The 16,216-nt window shown below is 34.8% G+C and carries 15 protein-coding genes; 11 read left to right on the top strand and 4 right to left on the bottom strand.

Annotation, left to right across the window (positions count from 1 at the left end; translation table 11 throughout):
- Positions 1-98: 98 nt before the first annotated feature.
- From ACQKNC_RS11645 to ACQKNC_RS11635, 3 genes are all read right to left on the bottom strand, one after another.
- A complete protein-coding gene (locus ACQKNC_RS11645) occupies positions 99-584 on the bottom strand; it encodes a DUF3231 family protein (RefSeq protein ID WP_427425004.1) in 486 nt (161 codons plus the stop codon).
- A gap of 293 nt (positions 585-877) precedes the next feature.
- On the bottom strand, positions 878-1,165 hold the full coding sequence (locus tag ACQKNC_RS11640; RefSeq protein WP_427425003.1) for a hypothetical protein: 288 nt from the start codon (positions 1,163-1,165) through the stop codon (positions 878-880).
- Between the two features lie 145 nt (positions 1,166-1,310).
- Entirely contained in the window at positions 1,311-2,021 is a 711-nt protein-coding gene (locus ACQKNC_RS11635; RefSeq protein ID WP_427425012.1) for a cupin domain-containing protein, read from the bottom strand.
- Positions 2,022-2,254: 233 nt separating this feature from the next.
- On the opposite strand from ACQKNC_RS11635, the gene ACQKNC_RS11630 reads away from it, so the two are divergent.
- The 8 genes from ACQKNC_RS11630 (at position 2,255) to ACQKNC_RS11595 (ending at position 13,027) form a co-directional block, all read left to right on the top strand.
- A complete protein-coding gene (locus ACQKNC_RS11630; RefSeq protein ID WP_427425002.1) occupies positions 2,255-2,476 on the top strand; it encodes a transcriptional regulator in 222 nt (73 codons plus the stop codon).
- Positions 2,477-3,517: 1,041 nt separating this feature from the next.
- Positions 3,518-4,732: a benzoate/H(+) symporter BenE family transporter gene (locus ACQKNC_RS11625; protein ID WP_427425001.1), complete on the top strand. Its 1,215-nt coding sequence runs from the start codon at positions 3,518-3,520 to the stop codon at positions 4,730-4,732.
- 22 nt (positions 4,733-4,754) lie between these two features.
- Complete coding sequence (locus tag ACQKNC_RS11620; RefSeq protein WP_427425000.1) at positions 4,755-5,012, top strand: FAD-dependent oxidoreductase; 258 nt, start codon at positions 4,755-4,757, stop codon at positions 5,010-5,012.
- A 1,240-nt stretch (positions 5,013-6,252) separates the two neighbouring features.
- Complete coding sequence (locus ACQKNC_RS11615) at positions 6,253-6,474, top strand: transcriptional regulator (protein WP_427424999.1); 222 nt, start codon at positions 6,253-6,255, stop codon at positions 6,472-6,474.
- Positions 6,471-7,730, top strand: coding sequence for a DNA polymerase thumb domain-containing protein (locus ACQKNC_RS11610; RefSeq protein ID WP_427424998.1), 1,260 nt, complete (start codon positions 6,471-6,473; stop codon positions 7,728-7,730). The genes ACQKNC_RS11615 and ACQKNC_RS11610 overlap by 4 nt, the downstream gene beginning before the upstream one ends.
- Before the next feature lie 13 nt (positions 7,731-7,743).
- On the top strand, positions 7,744-8,076 hold the full coding sequence (locus ACQKNC_RS11605; RefSeq protein ID WP_427424997.1) for a YolD-like family protein: 333 nt from the start codon (positions 7,744-7,746) through the stop codon (positions 8,074-8,076).
- Positions 8,069-8,416, top strand: a complete 348-nt coding sequence (locus tag ACQKNC_RS11600) for an aconitate hydratase (protein WP_427424996.1) — start codon at positions 8,069-8,071, stop codon at positions 8,414-8,416. The genes ACQKNC_RS11605 and ACQKNC_RS11600 overlap by 8 nt, the downstream gene beginning before the upstream one ends.
- An 858-nt stretch (positions 8,417-9,274) precedes the next feature.
- Positions 9,275-13,027, top strand: coding sequence for a S8 family serine peptidase (locus ACQKNC_RS11595; RefSeq protein ID WP_427424995.1), 3,753 nt, complete (start codon positions 9,275-9,277; stop codon positions 13,025-13,027).
- A gap of 243 nt (positions 13,028-13,270) precedes the next feature.
- On the opposite strand, the gene ACQKNC_RS11590 is transcribed toward ACQKNC_RS11595, so the two are convergent.
- The gene (locus ACQKNC_RS11590; protein WP_427424994.1) at positions 13,271-13,450 is read right to left on the bottom strand and encodes a hypothetical protein; all 180 of its coding nucleotides are present in this window, start codon (positions 13,448-13,450) and stop codon (positions 13,271-13,273) included.
- A gap of 427 nt (positions 13,451-13,877) precedes the next feature.
- Between ACQKNC_RS11590 and ACQKNC_RS11585 the strand changes: the two genes are divergently transcribed.
- The 3 genes from ACQKNC_RS11585 to ACQKNC_RS11575 all read left to right on the top strand — a co-directional run bounded on the left by ACQKNC_RS11585 (position 13,878) and on the right by ACQKNC_RS11575 (position 15,799).
- Complete coding sequence (locus ACQKNC_RS11585; RefSeq protein WP_427424993.1) at positions 13,878-14,687, top strand: VanW family protein; 810 nt, start codon at positions 13,878-13,880, stop codon at positions 14,685-14,687.
- 214 nt (positions 14,688-14,901) lie between these two features.
- Positions 14,902-15,669, top strand: a complete 768-nt coding sequence (locus ACQKNC_RS11580; RefSeq protein WP_427424992.1) for a hypothetical protein — start codon at positions 14,902-14,904, stop codon at positions 15,667-15,669.
- Positions 15,656-15,799, top strand: coding sequence for a DUF1643 domain-containing protein (locus ACQKNC_RS11575; RefSeq protein WP_427424991.1), 144 nt, complete (start codon positions 15,656-15,658; stop codon positions 15,797-15,799). Before ACQKNC_RS11580 ends, ACQKNC_RS11575 begins: the two co-directional genes overlap by 14 nt.
- The last annotated feature ends 417 nt before the right edge of the window (positions 15,800-16,216 follow it).

Genomic DNA, 16,216 nt, shown 5'->3' with positions numbered 1-16,216 from the left:
TTTATGAAAAAAATTTAAAGCCGGTGAATTTTACTGATCGTAAAATTTCACCGGCTTTTTAGTTTAGAGATGGGTTTTGTCCCAGCCTCTTTTTAACATTAAATTGTAGCAGGAGCTAGTAGCCAACCTTTGTCATTACTAAGCCGTATTAGCTTTGCACCTAGTATGGCATACCTCATATGAAGTTCTCCATATTTTGCAGTATGCTTCTTCTTAACAGACATTTCTAATGCCTGACTGACTGAAATAAGTGAAGAAGCTATATTCATCGATAAAATGGTGCTGATTTCTGTATCATTAATGGCTTTTTTTCCTCGTATATTTTTCATTTTCAACTTTCCGTAGTCAATTGATGTAGAAGGGGCAAGCACTCCATTTTCCTTTAATAACACAGTTAGCTGTTTATTTTCCTCTTTTAAACACTGAACAAAATCTACGATAATAGCCTTCAGATTTTTATCAACAGCGTGCTTGAAAAATGCATGATTTGAAGCTATATAGCCATTATTAACACCAATCTGTGTCCAAATCTTAAAAATTTCCTTATAGCGTAATGATGCTAGATTTCCATTTACCATTTCCATAGTTACACATCCTAACTCACGTTCTCGTTCATTTATTTGAGATTAGGATGTGTTAATAAATTAAATTTTAATCATTTTTTACAATATAAGGATTCATAACTAAAAGTTAAGGGATGACATTTGTTAAAACGTCTAACATGTATATAAGTTGATTGGAGTGGAGGCTGGGTGACTCCTTGGGGATCTGCGTCACAGACGAGACCCTGGAGCGAGCGAGTGAAGCGGCTCATCGGACGCCCCCAGGAAAGCACCCAGTCGGAACGGAAATCAACTCCACGCTATGAGCCAAAGGTTTATTCCTTTAATTTCTTGCTTTTAAAACTATTAATGGTTGTTTTTAATGCAGCAAAGTTGCCAATAGCTGCGTAACCATAAAAAAAGCCCATAAATATTCCTGCAATAAGATTATGTTTATGGCTAATGAAAATAGAAATAATCAAGCCAATAGCAAGGGCGATTGCGGGAACATATTTAGGCTGAACATGCATAAATACTTTAATGAGCTGTGTAATAATTAACACAGCTGGAACGGCTATTACAGCATCCCAAAAATTCGTATGGATCACTGGAAATAATTCCATTTTCTACACCTCTTTTAGTAATAACGAAGCTATGACTTAAAATATAGATTTTCCTTTTTATTTATTTTTATGCGATGAAAGGTGTAGAGCTTATGATGTGGAGTCATACACTCGAATGAATGATTTTCCGTTTTTTTACTATTACTTAATAATATGAGCCATAAGGATTTGAGCCATAAGGATTCATATATGGATTCATATTTGGATATTGATACGGCGGATATGGGTTCATAAATTGTGAAGGTCTATACTTATTTTTATGTTTATGATGAGGATCTTTTTGCTCCTTTGGATCTTTTTGCTTTTCAGCAGTTGATTTTACACGGTTACAGTCTTTAGGTGGACCGATATATGTTGATGGTACGATAGGAGCAATTGTTTTCTTCCACTGAGCTTCATCTAAGCAATAAGTGTGGGCCATAACATTGGAAGGTGTAAATTTCAAAATATCTGAACCTAAAATAACTTCAGGTGTTGGAGCATCAAAAATAGCTAGTAAATGCGTGTCATTCTCAGTAGCAATTTCATAATGCCACCATCCTTGCGGTACATTGGCGACTTGGCCAGGCTCGATAGGATAGTTTTTAATCTCTTTTGTAAAGGGGTTAAATATAGAAACAATGGCAGCACCAGAAATACAATAAACAAGTTCTGCTGCATTTTGATGATAGTGTGGTTCTATCACCTTATTCTTACTTAGAAAAATATCGAGCAAAGATATATTTTCTAACGTATTTAATTGTTCTACACCTAGAATATTTAGAAAATTCCGATCATCTCTTTTAAAAAGAGTACTGTCATTTACATCAAACGTGAACTGGGTTGATGACGAAGTATAGTCAATATTTGAGCTAATAATTACATCCTTTCTAATTAGTTTTCAATACATGTCTTAAGCACAGAATATGTACAAAGCTATTTTAGGCTTACACGAACGCCTACTTTATTTATCTCCTAATTCCTTAAAATTACCTCTTCTAATTAAGAACGAATGTACGTATAATAGAAAAACAAACATTCGTTCTGTTTCGGAAAACAGCTTTGTGTGCACACTGCATATAACAGAGCTAGTGAAAAGGAGCAACTAAGATGAAAGAACAGTTAATAAAAGCAATGCAACGTCAACAAGTAGTTAGCATGATGTATGTAGCTAAGTCTGGTGTCATTACGAAAAGGCGTGTAAAAATCATAAAGATGGTGGGTGATTCCTTTACAGCATTTTGCTTTACGAGGCAGGCAAAGCGTACATTTATTATTAACAATGTTCTAGCAATATTGCCGGTTACACATCGGAAGCGTGAGGTGATATGAATTACGACATTCTTCCGCATAAGGATATTTTTTGTATTGACATGAAATGCTTTTACGCAAGCTGTATTGCAAAACTCCTTTTTTATAATGATTTTCAAAAAAGTGAAATATATTCTAAGAAATTTAATTGTGGCGAAATCATCAAAATTAAATTGTAACCTAGATATGTTTAGTAATTTATCATAGGCATTAGAGGAAAGCGGATGAATGTCCCAGCTGAATCTTTTATCCCACCTCCCCTTGTCGTTCTGCTGGTGTAACACTGAAAAACTAACTCTGTTGCGGAAATTATAGTTGCTTAGTCTATTTTGCAGCTGTCTACTTTCATTTGCTGCGTGTAGTTTAACCGGTATATTAATTAGACCAAAGCTTATACTGCCTTTCCAAACTGTATGCATTTTGCACCTTATAAGAGCCTTGCTACAATAAAATGTAGCAAGGCTCTTATATTTTTATATCGAAAATAAAAAACTTAATTATCCCTATACCCAGATTATGTAATCCGTAAAAATAAATTGTTAAATTCTATTATATCGAAGTGCGAAAGTCAATTAATTGTAAGAAAAATCTTTTATAAGAAAAGAATAAAATTATTCTTTTAAATAGACAAATTTGAAACACAATAATACTTTAATCCGGTAAAGCTATAGCTTGATAACAATTTAAATAATTAAAGTATCTATCTCTAAAACTTGAAAATAGTTAAATAGATAAACAACTTTCCAAATATGTTTAGAATAATTTTTTTCTATCTGAGGAAACAAGCTAATCCTTAAGTGAATTTTATGTATTTAGAAGTGTCTTTAGATATAAAACTATAACAATGATGTTAATAGAGATATTTCATTTTTGTTTTTTTAGGATAATATAAGTTTGATTTTATAAAAACAAGGAAATTTTTATGAAAAGTTACAGAAAAACGAACGTGGAAAAAAATGGTTTTTAATGATGGGTTGTTGTGTTAGTATAAAAAACATAAAAAAGCGAGGTGATAAAGGAATATAAATTTATAAAAGCAGAAACTGGAGGAAGGGTTGCTTTGTGTTAAAGATTTCAAAACACTCCTTTAATATGGGAATGTTAAAAGAAGATTTATCAATATCATCTGTAGTTGTCGGATTAATAGCCACAATGGTATCTTATGCTGGGCCTTTAGTAATTGTTTTTCAAGCTGCTAAAGTAGCCGAGTTAAGTGATTCTCATTTGTCCTCGTGGATATGGGCGATCTCGATAGGTAGTGGGATAACCTGTATTTTGCTGAGTATTTGGTTTAAAGCTCCAATTATAACAGCATGGTCTACACCAGGAGTGGTTTTACTCGTTTCAAGCTGGTCAATTTATTCCTATACAGATGCGATAGGAGCGTTCATATTTTCAGCTGTCATTATTACACTCCTAGGATGTACAGGGATATTTGAGAAAATCATGAATCGAATACCTTATTCCATCACAACTGCTATGCTTGCCGGAATTCTTTTGAATTTTGGAGTTGAAGTTTTCACATCATTAAAAAACCTACCTGTATTGGTTTTTCCAATGATACTGTGTTATCTACTATTTAAAAGATTTTCACCACGTTATACGGTTGTAATTACATTGTTTTTAGGTTTATTGATTACTTATTTTACAGGAAATCTAAAGACGGGAAGTATTGAACTATCTTTAGTGAACCCTATTTTTACAGTTCCTACATTTTTATTAGATGCGTTGATTGGGATTGGCATTCCGTTATGTATTGTAACGATGGCATCTCAAAATGCTCCTGGCATTGGGGTACTAAGAGCGGATGGCTATAATGTTCCAATAAGTCCTTTAGTTACAACAACGGGTATTTTTTCTATTTTACTTGCACCATTTGGTTCTCATGCTATTAATTTAGCGGCAATTACTGCTGCAATTTGTACTGGAAAAGAAGCTCATGAAGATAAAAATAAACGATATATTGCGGGTATTTCATGTGGATTATTTTATTTAATCTTCGGTATGTTTGGAGCTGCCATTGCATCGATTTTTCAAGCGCTTCCTAGTGAGTTTATAGCAGCTATAGCTGGTTTGGCTCTATTTGCTTCACTTAGTAGTAGCTTAACATCAGCGATGGAGGGTACTCAAAAGGAAAGTGCATTAATTACTTTTCTAGTAACTATATCAGGTATCTCCTTTTTCGGTATTGGGGCTGCTTTTTGGGGATTAATAGCTGGCATTCTAACAAATTCAATTTTTCAAATGAAGTTTAACATTCTCGCTAAAAAAAAATAAAAGGGATGATAGATGATATCTAATGAGGGATCAATCCGGAGATTATTTGATTATTGGTGCCGGCATTGCAGGTGCATCGGCAGCATATGAACTGGCTAAGGACGCTAATGTAATCCTTATAGAAAAAGAGACTCAATTAGCCTACCATTCCACAGGGCGTTCTGCAGCAATATACATGCAAGCATATGGTAATAAAACAGTAAGAGGATTAACAAAGAAAAGCTATGAGTTTTATACTAATCCTCCAAAAGGATTTAGTGATAAGTTCAATGGGAATTAAATTATTAGTATCACCATTTAATCCTATTTTAAATATCATTTCTAAGAAAATTTCTTCATATTCTGGCAAGCCAAACTCAATATTACAATTGTTATTCCTGAGATTTTTTGAATAGTTTGACTGAATCTTTTCTATAAAAGTAGCTAATTTAGAATTTTCGAGAATATTTCCAGTAGATTCTTTTACTTCATCTTTAAAAGTATTTTTTTTCTTTAGCATATCTTTATCCGAATCAACAATACTTTTAATATGTTTTGCGAGAAATGATGTTAGATTTCCCCAACTCGTCTTTTTTTGTAGATATTTCCTTTTTGATTTCATGAAAATTTATATAGAAAATCTTATAATATTTTGAGGCTCCATATGCATTCCAATTTTTATTTTGTTTATCTTGATCTGTGAAGGATTCAATTTTTGCACTTTCTATTTCTGTGCCATCCAATTCAATATTAAGAAAATGATAGCCTGTTAAATCGGCATCTTTACCATCAATTTTTGATTCTACACTACTTTCTACACCAGCTATTATTTTAGGTACATTATTAAAATTTCTATTATGAAAATCATCTCTAGTAAAAGTACTCTTGTTAATGTATCTCTCGGTAATACCAAATAATAATGCGTTTAAAAAATTCGTTTTTCCAGCATTATTATAACCAACAATTGCAATAGGTTTTTTATAATCTTCTTTTGGAAATACTATATTTTTTTTCCCAAAATGAACGATAATTTTAAATAGAGATTCCTTTTATTCTAATGTTACTCATATTTTAGCCTCCATTTATTCGTAGTAAAAATTTTTTTGGGAAATGAGGGATTAAGTTTTGAAGTTGGTTGTTTGTGATTTGTTTCCTATAATTATAGCAAGAGAGCCTAATATATACTATATTCCCCTTTATTTCAATATCTTGAAAGAGCGTTTTGTTGTATCCTCTAAAGGGGATTTCTGTGAGCTGTGAAAAAAATTTTACGTGTTCGAATATAGATACAACGCTTCATAAGGCTAGCAGCTACAGCTGTCTACTTGACAGGGATAAGTCCGTGCTCATTTTTGAGTACCCGGTCTTTTTTTATTTCCAAAAATTTAATCTTGATAAAAGCAAACGTTTGTTCTAATATGTATACAAACAAATGTTCTTACATATGATAGGTAAAGGGGAAATCATTGTGCCAATAAAATATCTATATAAAGTGATTAGTCAATTTAAGGCATTTTGAGAGATAGTGGGAGGAAACTAAGGTGAGAGAGCAACTGATTAAAGCTATGCAACGCAATCAATTAGTGAACATGATATATGTAGCGAAAGATGGTTCCGTAACAAAAAGGCGTATAAAAGTCATTAAAATTGTTGGTGATTTATTTCAAGCATTTTGTTTTACAAGATGTGCAAAACGTACTTTTTTAATCAGTAATGTTCTAGTCGTTATTCCTTTTGTTAGTAAGGGACGTGAAGTTATATGAATTATGAGGGTATGCCCAATAGACCTATTATGTGTATCGACATGAAATGTTTTTACGCCAGCTGCGTAGCGATGTTACATGGGCTAGATGTTTTAAAAACTCCAATTGCAGTAGTAGCAAATTTTGACCAACCAGGTAGCGTAGTGCTTGCTGCATCCCCCTTAATGAAAGAAAAATTTAGTATCAAAACAGGTAGTCGTCGTTATGAAATACCTAAACATCCTGACATTAGATTGTTTGAGCCTAAAATGAGTTTCTTTATTCAAATGTCGATGACGATTACAAAATTGATCTCTAATTACGTCCCAGTTGATGCTATACATGTGTATAGTGTAGACGAAAGTTTTGTTGATTTAACCGGCACTGAAAAGCTTTGGGGTTCACCTGAAGAAACGGCTAAGGAAATACAAAGGGCTATACTTGACCAATTTAATGTACCTAGCGCAGTAGGTATGGGACCAAATATGTTAATAGCCAAATTAGCTTTAGACCTTGAAGCAAAGAAAACTGGTTTTGCCAAATGGACTTATGAGGATATTCCAAAGAAATTGTGGCCTGTACGACCTCTATCCGAAATGTGGGGTATAGGAAAACGAATGGAAGCAAATCTAAATGCTATGGGAATACAAACAGTTGGTAGTTTGGCTAATACAGATCCAAAAGAATTAGAAAAGCGCTTTGGTGTAATGGGCAATCAACTCTATTACCATGCATGGGGAGTAGATCTATCCAAATTAGGGGAGCCGTTAATAACAAACGGAGCTTTAAGTTTTGGGAAGGGCCAAATGCTGATGAGGGATTACCACACACGTAAAGAAATCTCTGTAGTGCTACTTGAAATGTGTGAGGACGTAATGAAGCGAACACGGGATGCAGGGTATGTTGGCCGTACAATTAGTATTGGTCTTTCATATAGTCGAAATGCTATGACCAAAGGATTCCATCGATCTAAAACGATTGCAGTACCAACGAGCGAAACACTTGTGATGTATAAAACTTGTATTGAATTACTAGATGAACACTTTGCAGGAGAGCCTGCCCGTCAGTTATCAGTTAGAATATCCAACCTGGAAAGAGAGCATAGCATTCAATTGGATTTATTTGATGAACGTAAGCCACAGCGTCAAATAATCGGTCCTACAATGGATGCAATACGCAACAGGTTTGGAGCTACCTCAATATTAAGAGCAGTTTCTTTCACCAAAGCTGGTACAGCTATTAATCGAGATCGCTTAGTTGGTGGTCATTTAGCGTAGGAGTGATTTATTAATGATACAAGACAGAGGTAATATTAAATGGGCATCGATGATGTTGCCGGAGCATTTGGAGCTTCTTAGAGAGTACAAACAAGAGCGCATAGAACAGCCAAGAGAATTGACTGAGTGGGAACTGGAAGAACTACAGAATACAATCGATCAAGCTTTTAATCAGCAAGTGGACATAAAATTAGAAGAGTGGAAAGACTACAAAATCACACAGTGGACTGGAATAATCAAATCGATTAATACTAATGAACTCATACTTGAAACACTACTTAAAACGAAAAGTATTCCAATCCAAAGTATTCAATCAGCTCAATTGGATGCTGATTATTATGATTAAAGCCGACGAAAGACAATTACTTCATAAGTATCTTTTGTTTGAACTAGCAGTTAAATCATTGCAGGTTGACTATTGTAGATTAGAGCAGTTTAAAATGAAAACGGTATTTCTCCCAATGATGGATTCATTGCTAAAGGATCTAAGACAAGAATATTTTAACCTCAAACGGGAACTTGCGCAAAAACGTATACGAGTAGTAGGTTGGCAACCAGTAGATGAATACTTTAGTGACGTGCAAGTTGCTACTGCAGGTAATGATGTAGTACTCCGTTATGCAAATCAAGCTCTTAAATCACAAGTGGAAAAGTTGTTGATTAATCATATAAGAAATAACAAATGACAGGTATAAACTGCACCCTTTGAAATCGAGTAAGGGGTAGCGCTAGGATTATGCGGATTTAGGGGGAAACTTCCTGAAGGTGCAGCGACAGGTATTGCTTCAGAGGAACAAGAGAGAGACTGTATATTCCAAGTCTTCGCTAAAGAGGTAGATGAAGTCTTTGGAACGACAGAAAAGGAATTAAATTATGTTTCACACTGTCGACAAAAGGAATCGAGAAGTTCATACTCGATTCCTTTTGTCATTTTTTCTTATCTCATTCTGTTTAAAAATGGTAATCTACTACCCAATAAAACAGACGCTTCAAGCATAAGAGCTCTCTTAAGTTGCCTATCATGTCCAAGTTGCTAGCTTCTTCAAATTCATGGTAGCAAAAGTAAGCATCGCCTGCATGGACAATTTTTTAGGCATTGTATCATTTATTAACAATAACACTATTCGCTTTTGATATGATTCACCACAACCTATTAGCTGGCGGTTTTTTAAAAAAATAATCGCCAGTTATTTTAATTTCCCGGATCACGTAATAAACCGACTCCCCTCCAATCCCTCCTCTTACTGTCCTCCTAATTTTCTATAAGCAACTACACCCCCGACTGTACCTACAACTGCTGCCTTGATAGGATTAATTGAAAAAATTAATGAATTACTGTAAGTCATTCCTCATTTGAAAGTTCTACTTTTTCATTAAATTACTAGGAAGATAGATTTAATCTATATTTGATAAACTGATACTAATTATCAATATTTTTGAATATTCAGATATTAATATATTCGTATCGGTCCCTGTATGATAAATTGGAAATATCGCACTGATCCAAAAAGTGTGACAATTAAAAGCAGAGGGGGAAATGAGATTTGAAAAGGTTTAATTTTATGAAGTTTTTAAGTAGTATTCTAGCTTTCGTTATGGTGCTTTCTCTATTGGTTCCATTGTCGAGTGCTAGTGCTGAAGAATCGAAACCATTCAAGCAGGATAGTCAAAGTGAAAGTATAATTCAACAAAAAGCGGCTATCGCTGAACAGCTAAGCTTGTCTAAAGATGGACCAACTCTTCACGAAAGCTTACAAAATATATCGGGCAATCAAGATGTTGCAGTCATCGTTCATTTATCTGAAAAGCCTGTGGCACTTGAGCAAGGAATAAGCCAAATCAAAGGTCAAAAATTCTCTAATGCCCGAGCAAATGAAGTTCGTTCAAATGTAAAAGCACAACAAGCAAAAGTTACAAAAGAGTTAGCTAGTAAAAAAGTTCAGATGACTCAAGGATATACATTTGATACTGTTTTAAACGGTTTTGCGGCAACTGTGAAAGCAAATGATCTCCCGAAACTGCTTACAGTAGAAGGAATTACATTAATCGAACCTGATGCAATTGTTTACGCCTCAGAAGATAATACGATGAAATCATCGGAACTTATTAAGGAAGATCAATTAGAAGCTCAAATGAATACAAGTAATTCTTTCCTTGGCATCGAACAGCTTTGGAAGGAAGGAATTGAAGGACAAGGAATAAAAGTAGCAGTATTAGATACTGGTATTGATGCAGATCACCCTGAGTTTGCTGGAGTTTATAAAGGTGGAAAAAACTTCATTCCAAATTCATCAACATACACGAAGCCTCGTACAGATGACGATGCATCGGAAACATCGCCTTCGGAACGTCCAGTTGGGACACCTGAATTTAATGAAAAGGGAAGCGCGTTTTATACTTCTCACGGTACACATGTTGCTGGAACAATTGCAGCAATCGGAGCTAACGAATTCGGTATTAAAGGAATTGCTCCAAAAGTAGACCTTTATGCTTACCGTGTTCTTGGGGCGTACGGTAGTGGAGCTACATCTGGTATTATTAAAGCAATTGAAACTGCTGTAAAAGAAAAAATAGACGTTATCAACCTTTCACTTGGCGGAGGAGCTAACTCTGAAACGGATGCTGGTTCATTTGCTATTAATAATGCAATGATGGCTGGAACAATCGGAGTAATTGCAACAGGGAACGATGGTCCAAATCGCGGAACAATGGGCACGCCTGCAACCGCTCGTTTAGGAATTGCTGTTGGTAACACATCAAATCCTGAAACAATGTATAACGGGGAAGTGAATGTTACAGTTGGCAACTACAACTTAACAAAACAGCTTCCATTAATGGGAACGACTTTTGCGAAAAATTTAGCAACGCAGCTTCAAGGAGAATTTGACCTAGTTGCTGTTCCTGGAAACGGGGAAGTAAAAGACTATGAAGGAATTAATGTAAAAGGTAAAGTGGCTTTGATTTCTCGTGGCAGTATCGCATTCGTTGATAAAATTGCGAATGCAAAGGCAAAAGGAGCAGTCGCAACAATTATTCATAACTTTGCTGGTGGAACGAATGCACCGAACATTTCAGGCGCATTCCTTGGTGATTCATTTGAGTTTTTGCCAACATTTGATATGTCCCAAACGGATGGCGCTGCAATTCGCGCTGCATTAGCAGGCGGAGCCGGAAAAGTAAGCTTTAGTAAATTTGCTTCTACAAAGACACTGGGGGATGATGTAAACGATTCAAGTTCACGTGGACCATCTACACCAAACTTTGATATTAAACCAGATGTAAGTGCACCTGGAACAAACATTATGTCAACGATTCCAATGTATAAAAAAGATTTCCCTGATGCAGATTATGGGGAAGCATATGGTCGTAAAACAGGAACTTCTATGGCAACACCGCATATTGCAGGTATTGTTGCATTAATTAAACAAGCAAATCCTGATTGGAACGCGTTCGATGTAAAAGTGGCGCTTTCTAATACAGCAAAGGTTATAGATAAAACAAAATACGATGTGTTTTCTCAGGGTGCAGGGCGCGTAAACGCTTATGCAGCAGCTCATCCGGAAATTCTTGCCTATGCACTTGATAGCGCAATTTTAGATGGAACTGGTGCAGTAGTAGAAAACTTGAAAGGTACAGTTACTTTCGGTCCACAATCACTTAAAGACCGAGATATTTCTGTAACGAAACAAGTTTTAGTAAAAGATATTAAAGGGAACGGCGGCAATTATAACGTATCAATTGATGTGACAAAAACATTTGGTGATGCAACTGTTACAGTAGATCAGCCGACATTTAATCTAGTTGGTGAGCAAGTTTTAAATATTACATTAACTGCTTCACAAGCTACTGCACCAAAAGGCTCTGAAATACAAGGGTATATTTACATCAGCGGTGGAGATACAGAAATTTCATTACCATTCGCAGCTGACTTTGGTGGCACGGCAGTAACTGAACTTAAAGATTTTAAGATTACAGAAACAGACCTATCCTTTAACGGAGATGGAGTGAAAGACTCAGCTGTACTTTCCTTCACATTAACTGGAGATGTAACAACTAACTTTATCGAGCTTTGGGATATTATGAATCCTGAAGGTGGAGAATACGGAGACGGCTACATTGGTTATCTACATGCAGGTACAGCGCTAGGAAAAGGCTCTTATACGCTGAAGATTGGTGGGCAGTACAAACCATGGGGATCAAAACCTGCCACAACGATTCCAGATGGTCTGTATACAATTGACTTCACCGGTCTTGCAGCATCAGGAGTAGTTTCCGATTATGTTGGGCCAATTGTCGTGAAAACGACTAAACCAGAAATTACTGGTTCAGTAGCTAAAGGTGTCGCTACAGGACAGGTAACAGATAAGTATATCGACTACAATGAAGAGTTATATTTATACGGTTTAAATTACAATTTAAATGATAAATTAAAAGCTTCCTATATTTCGACGGTAAATGGCGAAGTACAAGCGCCAGTTGCTTTTGAATTAAATCAAGACGGTAGCTTCACATTCCCAGTAACAGCAGAAACAAATGCTGTATCAGTAATAATTAAAGACGCTGCCGGGAATGTTGGTGAAGCGAAGATATATGAAAAAGAAGTAGTAGAACCAGTAGTAGCACTTTCTGTAAATCCAACTAAGCTAGACCTAACAGTTGGAGAAACTGCACAACTTACGGTAACAGAAACGTCAACGCCTGCAGAAGGTGAGGCAACAGAGAAAGACGTAACTTCAAAAGCTACTTATGTTGTTGGAGATGAAAATGTTGCAACAATAGTAAATGGATTAGTAACTGCAGTAGGTGAGGGTACGACTACAATTACTATTTCATACGGTGATAATAAAGTTACTGTAAATGTGACAGTTAAAGCACCTGTTGTAAAAGAACCAATAGTAACACTAGAAATCGACCAAGCTCAGGTTGAAACTAGAATAGGTAAAGAAGTTGCAGTTAAGATTACTGAAGTAACTACTTTTGATGGTAAAACAACAGAAAAAGATGTTACAAAGCTTGCAACCTACGAAGTAGCGAATGATAAAATAGCTACTGTAAAAGAAGGGGCTGTAAAAGGAAAAGGGCAAGGTAATACGACGATTACAGTAACGTATGGTGAGCACACACTAACATTTGATGTGTTGGTTGTAAAGCCAGGGAATGACAATGACAACGGAAACGGAAACGGAAACGGAAATGGAAACGGAAATGGAAATGGAAACGGAAATGGAAATGGAAACGGAAATGGAAACGGAAATGGCAATGGAAACGGAAATGGCAGTGGTAATGGTAATAAATGAAGTTACCGAGGATGAGTTATAATTAATTTCAGTTCAAGCAAAAAGAGAAATTGCACAGCGCAATTTCTCTTTTTGGTATTTATTATGAAGCAATCCCTTTAAAAGATTATCTACTACTAAACTAACTGTGACATACAAATCAGTTCTTCTTTATCTCTCCCAAATCAACGTCATTTGTTGTAGAAGCTTTTCCCATGTTTGCTTTCTTTCTTTCGTTACTTTGTCAAGACCAAATTCTCCATATTAAATAGCGTCCGTATATTGACTGTATGGCAAAGTAAATTGATCAGAAGCTTTGAAAACCTTACCGTCCGATTTTATTAAGTTATCTCTAATTGAAGAGTTAGCGATTAATTCAACATAATATATAAAGCTAATATTTTTTACTTCTCCATCTATTTCAATTTCTAAAGGATGTGTCATATGTGAACCTGCATGACTTTCTCCAAGATAATTAAAGATAAGCGTTCCATCTGCTGTTTCTTAAATTTTAAATAAATCTGCTGAGTAAGGAATTGGCTTTGTGTAATAAAATAACAAAGAAAATAATGCAATGCCTATTATAGTAGTCGTTAAAATCGATCCTGAAATAAGCAGCCATTTTTTTCGATTCCATCGTTTATTCAACTGGCTGAATAATGACGGCTTATTCTCAATCAGGACGTTCTGTGGCATTAACGAAAGGGTATTAATTAAGAAAATTCGCATTTGAATGAGTCAGATGCTCATTTATACCAAGAAGTAAGATGGATGTATTAAAAATCCATGTGGAAAGAATTCAACTAAAAAAGCATATCCATAACTAGAAAGTTAATTACTTTCTAGTTTAAAAATAGGAAGGAAAATAGTATTGAGACTATCTGAACTTCATCCAATCTTCTATCACATACGAATAGAACAAAAAAGACTTTTTCGGTCTTTAGCAAATATAAAAGAAAGAAAACGATTTGCCACGCATAAAGAGTTATCAACTACATTTCCCTATACTTGTAAAAAACATCAATCATTGCTGAAAAGAAAATTAGGAAACAGTGATCCTAAATTACAAGAAAATAAAATAACCAATTTAAAAATTGCTACGAGTGAAATCGATGACGTAATCATTAAGCCTGGCGAAACTTTTTCTTTTTGGCAACTAGTAGGGAAAACGACTGAGGCAAAAGGCTATATTGAAGGCATGCAGCTCGCAATGGGAGAAGTAAAGACGGGCATTGGCGGTGGAATTTGTCAGCTCGCCAATCTACTGTATTGGATGGCACTACACACACCTCTTATTGTTACGGAAAGACATCATCATAGTTTCGACCCATTTCCTGATTCGGGGCGAACGCTTCCATTTGGAAGTGGTGCAAGTGTTTTTTACAATTATATAGATTTACGATTTTATAATCCGACATCCCAATCTTTTCAAATAAAGGTTTGGGTAACAGATAAACATTTAAAAGGCGCTATTTTTGCTAATGAAGAAATGCCTTACTCTTACCATATTGAAGAAAAAAACCATCAATTTTTAAAAAGAGACGGGAAAAACTATCGTCAAAATGAAATTTGGCGAAAGACGATCGATAAAGTAACGGGACAAATGCTAAAAGAAGAATTGCTAATCAAAAACTTTTCAGAGGTGAAGTATTCTATACCGCTCGCTCCCGAATTGCCGTGAAGACGAAAAACTGGAAACTAAGCCTTATTTTTATATGACAAGCTTTCCGTCGTGCGATTTTCAAATCATTCCGAAGCTGTTGTGTGATTGGAGATGAATTAACCTAATTATAAGGCACAACTATAATTAAAAATTTATAGTTGTGTTTTTTTATTGAGTATTAATGATGTATAATCGTTTTAGAAAATAATGGATATCGTTAGGGGGAAGAAACGTGGTAGAAAAATCAAAGAGTGGGGTTTTACTAAATACAGATTATAAAGACTCATTGATTATTGATAAATATAATTCTGAATTTAAACGCTGGAGAGAGATGAAACTTGAGCAGTTAAAAAGTGAAAATAGTGAAGACGCTATTACCTGGAATGTATTTCGGAGTTTTGAACAAATTGATCCAAAAAGCTGGCTAGCACAGTTATTTAAAAAATCTTTTCGAAAAGAAATCAGGTATAAACTTGAGTTTATAGATATCCGTTTATGGGAAAAATTAAATCCCCCTAAAAGTCTCCCTGTACCAGAAGGTCAATCGGAAATTGATATTATTATAGAATCTGACGAATTTGTTTGGTTTATAGAAGCAAAATACAAAAGTGATATTAGTATGAAAACTACTCATGATTCAGAACGAAATCAAGTAATTCGTAATATTGATGTTGGTTTAGAATATGTAAAGGGGAAAGACTTTTATTTTTCATTACTAATATTAAATGAAAAATATTCTCCTAATGGACTCTCAATTATAAATGAATATAATAACTCCATTAATAGATTAATGAAAGACCTTAAACATCGTAATTCTGAACTATCCAAACTGAGAGGAATTGGTATTTTAACCTGGCAAGACATCCTTAACATATTTTCTGAAGTTAATAGTTCCACAATTAATGATTTTGAAAGAATGATAGCTAAACAAGCCAGTACATGGTTAACAAATAAAATTAGTGGTAATCATAACTATATTCCTAAAAATGAGGACATATAGGTATTCTCTTACAAGAGTTTGGGAACCAGATAAAGAAAAGGTAGTTTTTATTTGCTTAAATCCAAGTACAACTGATGAAAACATAAACGATCCAACATTAAGAAGGTGTATAGATTTTGCTAAAGTGTAGCTTTGTAAAAAAGATTGATCGTTTATAATAAAGATTGATAATTTGTAATAAAGTTTGATAAAAATCATCTCTTTAGTTATCCTTTGAGATGATTTTTTTATTGGACATTTATATTAAAACTGATGTTTATCTTGTGAAGAATTTCTTCCAATCCTTCCACCGTATGGTCCACTTTATCAAACGAACTTAACAATTGACCAAATGATTGCTATTCAACGCTCTCATAAAATTGGCGTCAAGAATTTAAATAAATGGAAATTACCGGTGAAGGGAGAATAATTGGGGATTTGTGGTATTATATAATGAGCGAAGAAATAAAATTTTCCAACGAGCTTCGCAAACAATTGAAATTACCAATAGAGGGTCCTGCCGACAAAATGCTACAGACCTAATTACTGTAAGACACTTTTTGGAAGG

Source organism: Lysinibacillus sp. NPDC094177 (assembly GCF_050279145.1).
Classification (GTDB): domain Bacteria; phylum Bacillota; class Bacilli; order Bacillales_A; family Planococcaceae; genus Lysinibacillus.
The sequence above is the reverse complement of the archived record's forward strand: the minus strand, read 5'-3'. Positions and strand labels throughout refer to the sequence as shown.

What these genes read in the sequence shown, in the direction of transcription:
- ACQKNC_RS11640 (WP_427425003.1), bottom strand. Translation starts at nt 1,165, where the DNA reads ATGGAATTATTTCCAGTGATCCATACGAATTTTTGGGATGCTGTAATA.
- ACQKNC_RS11620 (WP_427425000.1), top strand. Translation starts at nt 4,755, where the DNA reads ATGAGGGATCAATCCGGAGATTATTTGATTATTGGTGCCGGCATTGCA.
- ACQKNC_RS11575 (WP_427424991.1), top strand. Translation starts at nt 15,656, where the DNA reads ATGAGGACATATAGGTATTCTCTTACAAGAGTTTGGGAACCAGATAAA.
- ACQKNC_RS11630 (WP_427425002.1), top strand. Translation starts at nt 2,255, where the DNA reads ATGAAAGAACAGTTAATAAAAGCAATGCAACGTCAACAAGTAGTTAGC.
- ACQKNC_RS11590 (WP_427424994.1), bottom strand. Translation starts at nt 13,450, where the DNA reads ATGACACATCCTTTAGAAATTGAAATAGATGGAGAAGTAAAAAATATT.
- ACQKNC_RS11610 (WP_427424998.1), top strand. Translation starts at nt 6,471, where the DNA reads ATGAATTATGAGGGTATGCCCAATAGACCTATTATGTGTATCGACATG.
- ACQKNC_RS11600 (WP_427424996.1), top strand. Translation starts at nt 8,069, where the DNA reads ATGATTAAAGCCGACGAAAGACAATTACTTCATAAGTATCTTTTGTTT.
- ACQKNC_RS11605 (WP_427424997.1), top strand. Translation starts at nt 7,744, where the DNA reads ATGATACAAGACAGAGGTAATATTAAATGGGCATCGATGATGTTGCCG.
- ACQKNC_RS11645 (WP_427425004.1), bottom strand. Translation starts at nt 584, where the DNA reads ATGGAAATGGTAAATGGAAATCTAGCATCATTACGCTATAAGGAAATT.